The organism is Nonomuraea sp. NPDC049152 (genome assembly GCF_040648355.1).
In the GTDB taxonomy this organism is placed as follows: domain Bacteria; phylum Actinomycetota; class Actinomycetes; order Streptosporangiales; family Streptosporangiaceae; genus Nonomuraea.
The window spans coordinates 42051-54259 of the sequence record NZ_JBEZDO010000022.1; the positions used below are offsets into that span (position 1 = coordinate 42051).

The window sequence follows — 12209 nt, forward strand, 5'->3', positions numbered from 1 at the left end:
TCGCGGGATGTCGATCAAAGGCCGGACGTGCGGGTATGACGCCATGCGATGACGTATTCCGCTTCTGATGCCGAAGGGCATCGCGCCATGGCGCTGGCGTTGCGGGTCGGCGAGCTGTTGCTGGGCAGCGGCGAGGCGACCGAGAACGTCGCGGGCGCCATGCGCAGGATCCTGGAGTCGTACGGCATGCGCCACGTCGAGGCGGACGTCAACCTGTCGGCGATCACGCTGTCGCACGTGCCTTCCGACGGCAGACCGCCCGCCACGGCCGAGCGGCGGGTGCGCAGGCGCCAGCCCGACTACGACCGGCTGATCGCCGTGCACCATCTCGTCGGCGAGGTGAACGCGCGGGACCTGTCGCTCGGCGAGACCGAGGAGCGGCTGAGGGAGATCACCAGGCGGGTGCGCGTCTACCCCGACTGGGCGGTGGTGACGTCGTCGGCGCTGATCTCGGCGTCGGCGGCGGTGCTGATCGGCGGCGGCCCGACGGTGGCGGGGGCGGCGTTCGTGGCGACGGTGCTCGGCGACAGGGCGGCCGCGTGGCTCGGGCGGCGCGGTGTGGCGGAGTTCTTCCAGACGGCGGTGGCCGCGATGTTCGGCTCGGTGGTGGCGGTGCTGCTCATCTGGCAGCGCGTCCCGGTCGAGGCGTCAGCCGCGGTGGTGGGCGCGGTGGTCGCGCTGCTGCCGGGCAGGCCGCTGGTGGCGTGCGTGCAGGACGGCATCGCGGGCGAGTACGTCACGGCGACCGCGCGGCTGACCGAGGTGGTGTTCATCGTGGCGGCGGTCATCGCGGGCATCGGCACGACGCTGACGGTGGCGGTCAGGCTCGGCGTGCCGATCACCGTGGACAGCGTGCCGTCCGCGCCGCTGTCGCTGGCGCCGCCCCAGCTCCTGGGCGCGCTGGCGCTGAGCCTCACGTTCGCGGTGGCGCTGCTGGTCCCGCCCCGCCACCTGCTGCCGGGCGCGGTGGGTGGGGGGCTGATCTGGCTCACGTTCGTGTCGTTGACCGCCCACGGCGTGCCCGCGCTCGGCGCGACGACGATCGCGGCCGCGGTGGTCGGCCTGTTCGGCACCGCGTACGCGCGCAGGGTCCGGGTACCGGCGGCGGTGTTCGTGATCCCGTCGATCGGCCCGCTGCTGCCCGGCTCCGCGCTGTACAGGGGGATGCTGGAGCTGAGCCTCGACAACGTGTCGGCTGGGGCGCTGCACCTGGTCGAGGCGCTGTCGATCGCGGTCGGCATCGGCGCTGGGGTGATCTTGGGCTCGGAGATCCTGCGCGCGGTCCGCGGGCGCGGCCTGGCCCGAAGGATCCGCCCCGCCTCCCGCCGCACCCGCGGCTACTGAGCCCGCGGAGCCCTCCCCTCTCGGCGGTGATCAGCCTGCCCGTACGGCTCGCGCAGCCGTACGGTCCACCGGTCGACAGGTCCACGGGTTCACGGGCGGCGCCCAACCGGGCGGTCTTCGGGGACCGGTGGGTGCGCCGGAACAGGGTCTGGAATGACCGGCTCAGCGGGGTGTCGCGCGGAGGCGGAGGAGCGTGCCCTTGGCGTACTCCTCCATGGCGTGGGCCAGCCAGCCCGCGATCCTGGCCACCGCGAAGATCGCCTCTCCTGAGCCGGGGATCGTGCCGCTGACCGCGGTGAGGCCGGCGAGGGCGAAGTCGATGTTGGGCTCGGGCAGCCTGCGGCGGCGTACCTCGGTCGTGACGGCCCTGATCGCCTCCAGCCTTTCGTGCCCGGGGGCCGCGGCCTCGACCAGGTCCATGAGGAACGCGCCCCTGGCGTCGCCGTTCTTGTAGACGCTGTGGCCGTAGCCGGGGATGCGCTCGCCGCGCCGTACCCGGTCGGCGATCACGCGGGCGGCGCGGCCCGGGTCCGTCACCTCTGCCAGGAGGCGCTCGGCGTCGTAGGACGCTCCGCCGTGCAGCGGGCCGCCGAGGACGCCGAGGCCGGTGAGGACGACGGCGTAGGGGTCGGCCTTGGCGGACGCGGCGACCCTGGCGGCGAGGGTGGAGGCGGCGAGCTCGTGGTCGGCCAGCAGGACGAGCGCGGCCTGGAGCGCGGCGAGCTGCGCCGGGGTCGGCGGCGCGGGGCACAACCGTGCCCACAGCCGACCCGCGACCCCGCCCTGGCCCTCGCCCTGCGCGATGGGCGGATCCGCGGCGAAGGGGAGGGAGTCGATCAGGCCTGCGATCAGTCGGCGGCCGGTGGCGGCGACCGACGCGGGGTCGAGTTGGTAGCGCAGCGAGTCGGTGGCTCCCAGCACGGTGGTGCTCACCTGGAGCCTGTCGATGGGCAGCAGCCCGTCCGGGAGCGCCCGCTGGGCGGCGATCGCCGCCCGCACTCCCTCGGGGTCGCCTGCCCACCCGAGGGACGGTCCCCGAGCCGGCTCCCCCGTCCAGAGCCACTCGGCGACGCTCTCGAAGGCCGCGGTGCGGGCCAGCTCCAGCGCGTCGATCCCGCGGTAGTACGGCCGGTCGACGCCCAGCGTCGTCACCCGCGACTCGATGACCAGCTCCGGCGGCTGGTTGCGTGGCCGCCCACGCCTGGCGAGCTCCTCGACCTCGGCCAGGGAGAACAGGCTGCGCCGCCCGTCGTCGCCCCGCCTGCGTCTCAGCACGCCGCGGCTCACGTAGGCGTACAGGGTGGCGGGCTTCACCCCGAGCCGCTCGGCGGCCGTCCCCGCGTCGATCCACTCGTCCATGTTGATGAAAATCAATATTGATCCACCTAGACACGCGGTGTCAACGTGGCCGCATGCCTCGTATTCACTTCCTTGACGTCACCAACAGGGACGGCGTGCAGACCGCGCGGACCGGCCTGTCCAAGTTCGGCAAGACCATGGTCAACTTCTATCTGGGCAAGCTGGGCGTTGCGCAGTCGGAGATCGGGTTCCCCTTCCTCTTCCACGAGGTCCCGTACGTGAAGGCCCAGGTCGCGCTGGCCGAGGCGGGCGCGTTCGGCGGCCTGCGGCTCTCGGGCTGGTGCCGGGGCGTGGCGGGCGACGTGGAGAAGGCGCTGCCGCTGGGCCTCAGGCACTACAACCTGTCCATCTCGACCTCCGACTACATGATCCAGAACAAGTTCAGGGGCAGGCTCGACCGGGCCGCGATCATCAGGGAGGTGAGCGCGGCCGTGGCCGTGGCGAAGGCGGGAGGGGCCGAGACGGTCGGGGTCAACGCCGAGGACGGTTCGCGCACCGACGACGGGTTCCTGCTGGAGTTCGCGCTGGCGGCCAAGGAGGCGGGCGCGGACAGGGTGCGCTACTGCGACACGATCGGCGGCGACACCCCCGACAGGATCCGCGAGCGCTTCGCCAAGCTGGCCGCCGCCACCGGCATGCCGATCGAGACGCACTGCCACAACGACCTGGGCATGGCGGTGGCCAACTCCGTGTCCGGCGCGCTCGGCGACCTGGAGGCGGGACAGGACGCGTGGATCAACACCTGCGTCAACGGCATCGGCGAGCGCTCGGGCAACGCCGACCTGCTCTCGACGATCCTGGCGTTCAGGCACGGCTTCGGGCTGGACGCGGAGATCGGCGACGCGCTCGACCTGTCGTGGGCGCGCAGGTTCGCGCTGTGGGCGAGCTACGCCTTCGGGCAGGCGCTGCCGTACAACCAGGTGGGGGTGGGCGCGAACGCTTTCGCGCACGAGTCGGGCATCCACGCCGACGGCGCGCTGAAGGACCACGGCAACTACGAGTTGTACGACGAGAGCACGCTCGGCCCCTTCCCGGAGGACTGGCACGCGCGCCGGGGAAGGGTGGTGCTGACCGGCGAGTACGGCGGGAAGGCCGGTTTCCGGCACGTCATGGACGGGCTGGGAGCCGAGGTGAAGGAGGAGGAGCTGACGTTCGAGCTGGTGCAGCTCTGCAACGCGATGACGGGCAGGCCGCTGACCGACGACGAACTCCGGCTGATCGCGGCCTATCCCCGCGAGCTGTCCCTACTGTTCCCAGGCCGTCTCTAGCGCGCCGGTCTTCGGGGTGTCCGGCAGGGCGAGCAGGCACAGCAGGCTCAGTACGGCCATGGCGGAGACGTACACGCCGACGTAGAAGACGGGCAGCCCACTGGCCTGCATCTGGGTGGCGATCAGCGGCGGGAGAGCGCCACCGAGGACGCCGCCCAGGCTGTAGGCGAGCGAGGCCCCGCTGTAGCGGTACTCGGTGCGGAACAGTTCGGGCAGGTAGGCGCCCATCGGGCCGAAGATCAGGCCCATCAGCGCCAGCGCCCCCGCGAGCGCGAGCCCGACCAGCGGGACGGCGGCGGTCTGCATCAGCGGGAACATCACCAGGCCCCACCCGATCGCGACGGCGGTGCCGACGATGAGCGTGCGGCGGCGGCCCACCCGGTCGGAGACCAGCGAGGAGACGGCCGTGCCGACGGCCATGAACACCACGCCGATCATGGTGAGGGACAGCATCGTGGTCCGCGGGATCTTGAGCGTGGCGGTGCCGTACGCCAGGCAGTAGGTGGTGGCGGTGTAGAAGAGGGTGTAGGTGATGACCATCGCGCCCGCGCCGAGCAGCACCCTGCGCCACTGGTGGCGCATCAGGCCCGCCAACGGCACCCTGGCGATCCTCCGCTCCTCCATCGCCGCCTGGAAGACCGGCGTCTCGGAGATCTTCAGCCGGACGTACAGGCCGATCACCACGAGCACCAGGCTGGCCAGGAACGGCAGCCGCCAGCCCCACGCGAGGAACTGCGCGTCGGTGAGCACGCCGCCGAGCACGAGGAAGAACCCGTTGGCGGCGACGAACCCGACGGACGGCCCGAGCTGCGGGTACATCGCGTACAGGCCGCGCTTGCCCGGCGGCGCGTGCTCGGTGGCCAGCAGCGCGGCCCCGCCCCATTCGCCGCCCAGGCCGATGCCCTGGGTGAAGCGCAGCAGCACCAGCAGCACGGGCGCGGCCACACCGATGGTCAGGTACCCGGGCAACAGACCGATCGCCACGGTCGACGCGCCCATGAGCAGCAGCGACACCACCAGCATGGACTTGCGTCCGATGCGGTCGCCCCAGTGCCCGAAGATCGCCGAGCCGAGCGGGCGCGCCACGAACGCCACGGCGAACGTCGCGAAGGCGGCCAGGGTGCCGGCCAGTTCGTCCAGCTTGGGGAAGAAGGCGGTGTTGAGCACCAGGGCGGCGGCGGTGCCGTAGATGTAGAAGTCGTAGAACTCGATCGCGGTGCCGACGAGGCTGGCGGCGGCGATGCGGGTCCTGGTCGGTCGCGTCGTGCTCACTCGTGGCTCAGGTCGATCACGCAGAACCTGTTCCCCTCGGGGTCGGCCAGCACCACGAAATCCGCGTTGTCCGGATACAGCTCCCACTGCACCAGCTCGGCGCCCAGCGCCACCAACCGCTCGACCTCCTCCCGCTGCTCCTGCGTGGTCTCGGCGAACAGGTCCAGATGGATGCGCGGCACCTGCTGCACCGGCGAGGAGCTGAGCCCCAGCGCCACAGGGACGCCCAGGCCGTTCACCGGATCGAGGATCGTCCACCTGTCCGTCACCGCGCCGGCCCTGGGGATGTAGTGCAACGCCTGCGTCCAGAACCGCACGGCCCTCGGCATTTCCGTGACGCCGAGCACCACCTGTCCAATGCTCACCATGGGCCCATCCTGTCAGGCCTACGCCCGCGGCAGCCGCTCCTCCACCGGCAACGCCGCGACAGCCGCCATCTCCTCGATGAGCGCGGCGACCTCGGCCCAGCCCCGCAACCGGCCTTGTCGCCCTGCCGTGGAGATCGATAACTGATCCTGCAACAATCCATAATCCTGTGGTTATAGGGGGATGTATGGAGATGCGGGACATCGAGATTTTTCTGACCTTGGCTGGGGAGTTGCACTTCGGGCGGACCGCCGAGCAGCTGCGCGTGTCCCAGGCGCGGGTCAGTCAGGCGATCAGGAAGCAAGAGCGCCTGATCGGCGGCGCGCTGTTCGAACGCTCCAGCCGCGCCGTACGGCTGACGCCGATCGGGGAGAGGTTGCTGGAGGATCTCCGGCCCGCCTACGAGCAGATCCAGGCCGGGCTGAGAAAGGCGATCGACAGCAGTCGCGGCGTCAGCGGCACGCTGCGCATCGGCTTCGTCGGCGTCGCCGCGGGCCAGTTGCTGGTCCAGGCCGCGGCCCGGTTCAACGAGCGCTATCCGGACTGCGAGGTGCAGATCCGCGAGGCCCAGATCAACGCGGCCATCGAGTGGCTACGCATCGGCGAGGTCGACCTCCTGGTCACCGGTTTTCCCCTCATCGACCCGGACCTCGTCATGGGGCCGGTGCTGATGACCGAGCCACGGCTGCTGGCCGTACCGGCCGGGCATCCCTTCGCCCGCCGTACCTCGGTGTCCCTGGAAGACCTGGCGCTGGACAAGATGATCCAGGCGGGGGGCTCCATCCCCGACTCCTGGCGCGAGGATCGAACGCCTCGGCGAACTCCCTCCGGTCGGCCCATCGAGCCCGGCCCATCGGCCGATACCTTCCAGGAGGTCCTGGCTCTCGTCAGCGCGGGTCAGGGCGTCTTCCCCGTGGGGGAACAGGCCCGGCTCTACTACGCGCGTCCCGACATCGTGTACGTCCCGTTCGACGACGCCGAGCCCCTGGAATGGGGTCTGATCTGGCGCGCCAAGGGCGTCACCGCGCGGATGCGCGCCTTCGTCGAGGCGGCGGGCTGATTCCCTGTCAGGTACGGCGCGGCGCAGGGCACGGAGGTGCCTGTAACCGACGGCGATCGGTGGTGCTCAGCCTCGGATGAGCAGGGGAGCCCCCGACAGAAGTCGGATGCGCGACTCCTTTCATCCGATAAGCGCCAGGTTATCGGCTGTTGCGGGATCTGGCGTTGTTCCGGGCGCCCGCCCCGGCCAGGCTTGGGCCTGTTCGAAATGCCATCGATATTCGCCCGAAAGGCACCACCCGTGGCTGTCATCCGTAGCTCAGAGGCCCGCCGTACCGAGACACCCAATGGCGTCATGACCACCTTCGCCTCGCCGACCCTGGGTGCCTGCCAGGCCGCCCTGTGGCGCGTGGAGAGCCACACCCTGACCTCCGACACCCTCGTCATCCCGGCCGACACTGCCGCCTTGCAGGTGCGCTCCAACCCGCAGGCCGGATTCACCGCCATCGTCACCGCTCCGGCGGGTAGCCGGGCCTACGCCCCTCCGACCGAGCAGGCCGAGCGGATCGCACCCGCCTGGATCCGGTAGGACGGTCAAGTGAGAGGGAGATCCCCTCGGTTCTCCGAGCCTTGGTCATCTGGCTGAGATGGGGTCTGCCCGCCTGCCTCGCTCTCACATTCCCTGGGCAAGGACGACCTGGAATCATGGAGGACGTTCCGCGATCGGCTAGGTGCTTCTGGGCGACTCGGTGGCCAGGCCTCGGCTGCGGAGGTCGGCCAAGGAGTCGACGTACTTGAGCATCAGGCGAGCGAACTCCAGCCGCTCGTGTTCTGACCAGTCTGCGGTGATGTATTCGAAGGCCGAGCGCTGGTGGCGGCGGAAGCGGGCCATGAGCTCGGCGCCTTCGGGGCTGAGGTGGAGGACGGTGCGTCGGCCGTCCTGCTGGGAGGCGGCGCGGATCAGGTAGCCGGCCTTGATGTTGTCGGTAACCATGCGGCTGGCGACCGAGGGATCCGTCCCCAGGAGTTCGGCCACCGCTCCGACGGTGATCTCCTTGTCGGGGTCCTGAGTGCCCTCGAGGACGAGGTTGAGGACCAGGGTGCGGCTCAGCTCCTTGGCCGAGATCGGGTTCTCGACCTCCAGCAGAGAGGTGCGGCGCAGCTTGGAGAACGCCGGGCCCACGGCGTCCAGCAGCTCGTCGGCGGTTCGTGGCTCGTTCATCGTCATGCGCCCATCGTATATCCATGAAACCCAGAAGACATGTGTTGACAAGAAAACATGTGCATGTAAGCATGCATATGTAGATCAGCAGCAACAAGCCCCTCCAAGCAACCAACAGGAGTAACCATGACCACCCTCATCACCGGCGCCCGCGGCAAGGTCGGTCAGGCGGTCATCAACCGCCTCCATTCCGCCGGCCTCTCCGTCCGCGCCGCCAGCGCCAAGCCCGCCGAGCTGACCGTCCCGGCCGGTGTCGAGGTCGTCGAGCTCGTTCTCGACCGGCCCGAGACCTTCCAAGACGCGCTCCGCGGCATCCGCCAGGTTTTCCTCTACCCCGAGCCCGGCGGCATCCACGACTTCATCAAGGCCGCTGAGGTCGCGGGCGTCGAGCACGTCGTCCTGCTATCCTCCTCCTCGGTCCTGGGCCCCGACGCCGAGAACGACCCGCTCGCGAGCCACAGCCTCAAGGTCGAGCGCGCCCTCGCCGACTCCGACCTCACCTGCACGTTCCTGCGGCCGGACGCCTTCGCCAGCAACGCCCTCGGCTGGGCCTACTTCATCGGCCAGAACATGCCGATCCAGCTCGCCTATCCGGACGCGCAGATCGCGCCCATCCACCCCGCCGACGTCGCCGACATCGCCGTCGAGGCCCTGACCGGCGACTCCCTCACCGGCCGGGCGGTCACCCTCACCGGCGCGCAGTTGCTCACCTTCCGTGAGCAACTCGCCGTCCTCGCCGACGTCCTCGACCGTGACATCCCGGTCGTGAAGATCACCCACGCCGAGGCCGAGGAGCAGATGGGCCAGTACATGCCGGCCCCGATGGTCGGCTCACTGCTCGCGCTCTGGGCCGCCGCGTCCGCCGAGCCCGCCGTCATCGCCGACACCACCCAGACCCTTCTCGGAGGCAGGCCCGCCCGCACCTTCCAGCAGTGGGCCGGCGAAAACGCCGCCGCTTTCACCCAGAACTGACCTGGAGGGGCGTTCGTTCACGAAGGCCCCTCCCTCCCCCTTGAGGCATCCCCTTGTCGAACACCCTGGCCCCAGCGCCGCCACTACCCACCGGCCACCAACCTGACCGCGGACGTTGGGCCGTCCTCGCCGTGGTCCTGTTCGCCGCGATCCTCGACCTCCTCGACGCGACGATCACCAACATCGCCGCCCCGACCATCGCCGCCGACCTGCACGGCGGCAACGCCCTCGTCCAGTGGCTCGGCGCCAGTTACGCCCTGGCCATGGGCGTCCTGCTCGTAGTCGGCGGCCGACTCGGCGACAAGTTCGGACGCCGCCGCCTGTTCCTGATCGGCATCACCGGCTTCACCCTCGCCTCCGTCGCCTGCGGTCTGGCCTCCGGCCCCGCATCCGCTATCGTCTTCCGGCTGATCCAGGGCGCCTTCGGTGCCCTGCTGATCCCACAGGGGTTCGGCATTCTCGGCGCGGTGTTCCCCCGCGACGAGATCGGCAAGGCCTTCGGCGTCTTCGCCCCGGCCCTCGGCCTGTCCGCCATCGGCGGCCCGATCCTGGCCGGATTCCTCATCGACGCCGATCTGTTCGGCCTCGGCTGGCGCTCCATGTTCCTGATCAACATCGTTCTCGGCGGCGTCGCGCTCGGTCTGGCCGCCCGCATCCTGCCCCGCGACACCGGCGACCGTACGGTCACTGTCGACGGTCTCGGCTCGGGCCTGCTCGCCGCCACCATGCTCGGTCTCCTGTACGGCTTGATCGACGGCTCCAGCCACGGCTGGACGCTCCGCCCGATCCTCTGCCTGACGGCAGGCGCAGTCCTCTTCGTCCTGTTCTGCCTGCGCCAGCGCGCCGCGGCCAGCCCACTCATCGAGCCGACACTCCTCCACAACCGCGGCTTCACCTCCGGCCTGATCCTCGGCCTGGTCTTCAACGCCGCGGTCTCCGGGCTGCTGTTCGTCCTGTCCCTGTTCCTGCAGGACGTGCTGCACCGCACGCCGACACAGGCCTCCCTCGGTCTCGCGCCGATCGCCGCGGGGATCATCGTCGCCTCTCTCGCCGCCCACCGGCTCATCGCCCGCCTTGGCCGGACGCTGATCCGCATCGGCCTGGTCCTCACCCTGACCGGCGTGCTTACCCTCTTCACCCTGGTACAGACCCAGGGATCCGACATGGCCGCCTGGTCACTCGTCCTGCCGGTGTTCGTCACCGGCCTGGGCCTGGGCACCTGCTTCGGCTCCATCTACCAGGTCACCCTCGGCGACATCGACCCGAAGGAATCCGGCAGTGCCAGCGGCTCGCTGTCGGCCGTCCAGCAACTGGCCAACAGCCTCGGCGCCGCGGCCATCACCACCCTCTACTTCCACACCGCAGGCGGAACCGCCCTCAGCCTGGCCGCCGTCGCCGCCGGCGTCTTCCTCTGCTGCGGCCTCACCCAGCTCATGCCACGCAAAGCCCAGCCCCGACATCACTGAGGAGCACCACCATGAAGCCCATCGGCTACTGGCTCAACCGCACCGACCAGGCAATCACCCGCCACATGAACGGCACACTGCGCGAGTTCAACCTCACCCGGATCGCCTGGCAGGTCCTCAACGTCCTCCAAGACACCCCTCAGATCTCAGACGCAGACGTCCTGTCGATCCTCGGCGCCAACGCCGACACCCCCACCCTGTCCGCCGCCATCGAGACGGTGCTCGCCGACGGCTGGGCGACCCGTCCCGCATCGGGCCGGCTCACCCTCACCCCCGAGGGCCATCAGCGCCTGGCCTTAGTCGCGGAACGCGTCGACGCGTTCCGCGAACTGTCGATGTCCGGCATCTCCATCGACGAGTACCGCGCGGCCGTCGATGTGCTGGAGCGCATGACCCACAACCTCGAACCCAATACGGCGCTTCGTTGACCCGGTTGCCCTGCATCCGCCGGTCCAGCCCTGCCGCACGGACCACCTGTCCGCGCTCCTCAACGAGATCGGCATCCCAGTGGCTGCCGCCCGCAGCGCCGCCATCCGGCCGACAAGACCACCGCTCGGCTCCTCAACGAGGGCGGCGGCACGTAGGCCCGCCGAGCGGTCAGGAGGGCACCCCGGTGGCGAGGCCGATCCTGGACAGCGTTCTGTCGGTGTTCTCCGCGGCGGTGGCTCGGGGCACGGGCGGGACGACTGGAGCACCGTGGCGGTTACACCGGTGTGAGAAGGTTACGAAAAAGTGCGATCTACCTGCGGAAAGCATCCACGCTCAGACTGCTGCCATGAGCATCATCACTCGCGTGGACTACAGGCCCTTTCCCGAAGATCCGCACAACTACAAGCCGAACTCGCTCCACTCCCTGGTGCTGGACCCCGCTCGCCCCGACGGCCGCCACGTCAAGAACCTGGTCCTGAACTTCGAGCATCTCGCGCCAGACGAGATCATCCCGGTGCACGTGCACACCAACGAGGAGGTTCTCATCATCGACGAGGGTGAGGCCGAGGCGTTCTACGACGGACAGTGGCAGCCGGTGGGGCCAGGGGCGGTGATCCTGGTGCCACCGGGTGTCTCCCACGGGTTCCGCAACAGGTCGGGCAGGAAGGTACGGCTGCACGCGGTGTTCGCGGGATCCGTGGTCGGCACTCGGCTGCTGGAGCGGAGCCCGGCGCCCGGCACCGAGGAGGAGCCGGTGCCGCCGCCGTCCATCATCGACTTCCGTGCCTTCGTGGAGGGCTGACTCACTCGGCGCGGGCGTCGTAGGCGGCGCGGGCGGCGTCGATGTCGTCGAGGTGGCCCTCCGCCCAGGTGACCAGGCCGCTGACGAGGTCGAACAGGGTGTGGCCCACCGGGGTGAGCGTGTACTCGACGCGGGGCGGCATGACCGGATACACCGTCCTGGAGACGATGCCGTCGCGCTCCAGATCGCGGAGGGTGACGGTCAGCATGCGATGGCTGATGCCCTCGATGCCGCGGTTGAGCTCGGTGAACCGCTTGGTGTCCGCGCCGAGGTGGGAGATCACGGACAGCGACCACTTGCCGCCCACACGGTCGAGAATCTCGCGAGCCCGGCATGCCGCAGGGGTGTGGCCGAGAGCGTCCATGGTGATCTCCCACCCAGATGGTTCCTGATCGAAACCTTCTTACCTGAGGTAACCTAACCGCGTCGGCCTAGGTTGTCGATCGACGGCGACCAGGCACGCCGCAGGTGCTGGGGTCGGGTTCTGCACGACCGACACGCGGAAGCCGTCGGCGACGAGCAGGTCGTAGACGGCCTGCCAGCGGAGCCGTCGACGAAGCCGCCGTGGCCGGCCGGCCAGGAAGGCCGGCCGACCAGCCGATTCCCGACAACCGATCGCGGCAGCTCACACAGACCGGTCGGACGCCTCCAGTGATCTCGCAGGCGCCCCTCTCGGGCTGGGTCGACGAGCTGCTCACGGTCGGCTTCCC

14 protein-coding genes are annotated in these 12209 nt (G+C 70.0%); 8 read left to right on the forward strand and 6 right to left on the reverse strand.

All coding sequences use genetic code 11. The annotated features are described in order from the left end of the window. Window positions 1–48: 48 nt before the first annotated feature. Entirely contained in the window at window positions 49–1344 is a 1296-nt protein-coding gene (locus tag AB0B45_RS33320) for a threonine/serine exporter family protein (protein WP_358138681.1), read from the forward strand. Window positions 1345–1506: 162 nt separating this feature from the next. Here the strand turns inward: AB0B45_RS33320 and AB0B45_RS33325 are convergent, their stop codons facing one another. Continuing rightward, window positions 1507–2703, reverse strand: coding sequence for a citrate/2-methylcitrate synthase (locus AB0B45_RS33325; RefSeq protein WP_358138683.1), 1197 nt, complete (start codon window positions 2701–2703; stop codon window positions 1507–1509). A gap of 53 nt (window positions 2704–2756) precedes the next feature. Between AB0B45_RS33325 and AB0B45_RS33330 the strand changes: the two genes are divergently transcribed. Beyond that, the gene (locus tag AB0B45_RS33330) at window positions 2757–3971 is read left to right on the forward strand and encodes a hypothetical protein (protein ID WP_358138685.1); all 1215 of its coding nucleotides are present in this window, start codon (window positions 2757–2759) and stop codon (window positions 3969–3971) included. Here the strand turns inward: AB0B45_RS33330 and AB0B45_RS33335 are convergent. The 3 genes from AB0B45_RS33335 to AB0B45_RS33345 are packed head-to-tail and all read right to left on the reverse strand — an operon-like array spanning window position 3948 to window position 5764. After that, complete coding sequence (locus AB0B45_RS33335) at window positions 3948–5243, reverse strand: MFS transporter (protein ID WP_358138687.1); 1296 nt, start codon at window positions 5241–5243, stop codon at window positions 3948–3950. The two genes, AB0B45_RS33330 and AB0B45_RS33335, sit on opposite strands and share 24 nt — an antisense overlap. Continuing rightward, window positions 5240–5611: a VOC family protein gene (locus tag AB0B45_RS33340; protein ID WP_358138689.1), complete on the reverse strand. Its 372-nt coding sequence runs from the start codon at window positions 5609–5611 to the stop codon at window positions 5240–5242. Before AB0B45_RS33340 ends, AB0B45_RS33335 begins: the two co-directional genes overlap by 4 nt. 18 nt (window positions 5612–5629) lie before the next feature. Beyond that, complete coding sequence (locus AB0B45_RS33345; protein WP_358138691.1) at window positions 5630–5764, reverse strand: hypothetical protein; 135 nt, start codon at window positions 5762–5764, stop codon at window positions 5630–5632. Between the two features lie 38 nt (window positions 5765–5802). On the opposite strand from AB0B45_RS33345, the gene AB0B45_RS33350 reads away from it, so the two are divergent. Both AB0B45_RS33350 and AB0B45_RS33355 read left to right on the forward strand, forming a co-directional pair. Then, complete coding sequence (locus AB0B45_RS33350) at window positions 5803–6669, forward strand: LysR family transcriptional regulator (protein WP_358138693.1); 867 nt, start codon at window positions 5803–5805, stop codon at window positions 6667–6669. 294 nt (window positions 6670–6963) lie between these two features. After that, window positions 6964–7197, forward strand: a complete 234-nt coding sequence (locus AB0B45_RS33355; RefSeq protein WP_358138695.1) for a hypothetical protein — start codon at window positions 6964–6966, stop codon at window positions 7195–7197. A 138-nt stretch (window positions 7198–7335) separates the two neighbouring features. Here AB0B45_RS33355 and AB0B45_RS33360 read toward each other — a convergent pair whose 3' ends face one another. Continuing rightward, window positions 7336–7836 carry a MarR family winged helix-turn-helix transcriptional regulator gene (locus tag AB0B45_RS33360; protein ID WP_358138696.1) on the reverse strand — a complete coding sequence of 167 codons (501 nt, stop codon included), beginning with the start codon at window positions 7834–7836 and terminating at the stop codon, window positions 7336–7338. Between the two features lie 120 nt (window positions 7837–7956). On the opposite strand from AB0B45_RS33360, the gene AB0B45_RS33365 reads away from it, so the two are divergent. From AB0B45_RS33365 to AB0B45_RS33380, 4 genes are all read left to right on the forward strand, one after another. Beyond that, window positions 7957–8802: an NAD(P)H-binding protein gene (locus AB0B45_RS33365; RefSeq protein WP_358138698.1), complete on the forward strand. Its 846-nt coding sequence runs from the start codon at window positions 7957–7959 to the stop codon at window positions 8800–8802. A gap of 131 nt (window positions 8803–8933) precedes the next feature. Then, on the forward strand, window positions 8934–10268 hold the full coding sequence (locus AB0B45_RS33370; protein ID WP_358138700.1) for a DHA2 family efflux MFS transporter permease subunit: 1335 nt from the start codon (window positions 8934–8936) through the stop codon (window positions 10266–10268). A gap of 11 nt (window positions 10269–10279) precedes the next feature. After that, window positions 10280–10696 carry a MarR family transcriptional regulator gene (locus AB0B45_RS33375; RefSeq protein WP_358138701.1) on the forward strand — a complete coding sequence of 139 codons (417 nt, stop codon included), beginning with the start codon at window positions 10280–10282 and terminating at the stop codon, window positions 10694–10696. Window positions 10697–11043: 347 nt separating this feature from the next. Continuing rightward, window positions 11044–11499, forward strand: a complete 456-nt coding sequence (locus AB0B45_RS33380) for a cupin domain-containing protein (protein ID WP_358138703.1) — start codon at window positions 11044–11046, stop codon at window positions 11497–11499. Between the two features lies 1 nt (window position 11500). Here AB0B45_RS33380 and AB0B45_RS33385 read toward each other — a convergent pair whose 3' ends face one another. Further along, window positions 11501–11863 (reverse strand): helix-turn-helix domain-containing protein, encoded by a 363-nt coding sequence (locus AB0B45_RS33385; RefSeq protein WP_358138705.1) that lies wholly within the window; start codon window positions 11861–11863, stop codon window positions 11501–11503. Window positions 11864–12209 lie beyond the last annotated feature (346 nt).

Coding starts and splice junctions, on each gene's coding strand:
- AB0B45_RS33350 (WP_358138693.1), top strand. CDS start 5,803: ATGCGGGACATCGAGATTTTTCTGACCTTGGCTGGGGAGTTGCACTTC.
- AB0B45_RS33380 (WP_358138703.1), top strand. CDS start 11,044: ATGAGCATCATCACTCGCGTGGACTACAGGCCCTTTCCCGAAGATCCG.
- AB0B45_RS33360 (WP_358138696.1), bottom strand. CDS start 7,836: ATGACGATGAACGAGCCACGAACCGCCGACGAGCTGCTGGACGCCGTG.
- AB0B45_RS33325 (WP_358138683.1), bottom strand. CDS start 2,703: ATGGACGAGTGGATCGACGCGGGGACGGCCGCCGAGCGGCTCGGGGTG.
- AB0B45_RS33375 (WP_358138701.1), top strand. CDS start 10,280: ATGAAGCCCATCGGCTACTGGCTCAACCGCACCGACCAGGCAATCACC.
- AB0B45_RS33340 (WP_358138689.1), bottom strand. CDS start 5,611: ATGGTGAGCATTGGACAGGTGGTGCTCGGCGTCACGGAAATGCCGAGG.
- AB0B45_RS33355 (WP_358138695.1), top strand. CDS start 6,964: ATGACCACCTTCGCCTCGCCGACCCTGGGTGCCTGCCAGGCCGCCCTG.
- AB0B45_RS33365 (WP_358138698.1), top strand. CDS start 7,957: ATGACCACCCTCATCACCGGCGCCCGCGGCAAGGTCGGTCAGGCGGTC.
- AB0B45_RS33330 (WP_358138685.1), top strand. CDS start 2,757: ATGCCTCGTATTCACTTCCTTGACGTCACCAACAGGGACGGCGTGCAG.
- AB0B45_RS33320 (WP_358138681.1), top strand. CDS start 49: ATGACGTATTCCGCTTCTGATGCCGAAGGGCATCGCGCCATGGCGCTG.
- AB0B45_RS33385 (WP_358138705.1), bottom strand. CDS start 11,863: ATGGACGCTCTCGGCCACACCCCTGCGGCATGCCGGGCTCGCGAGATT.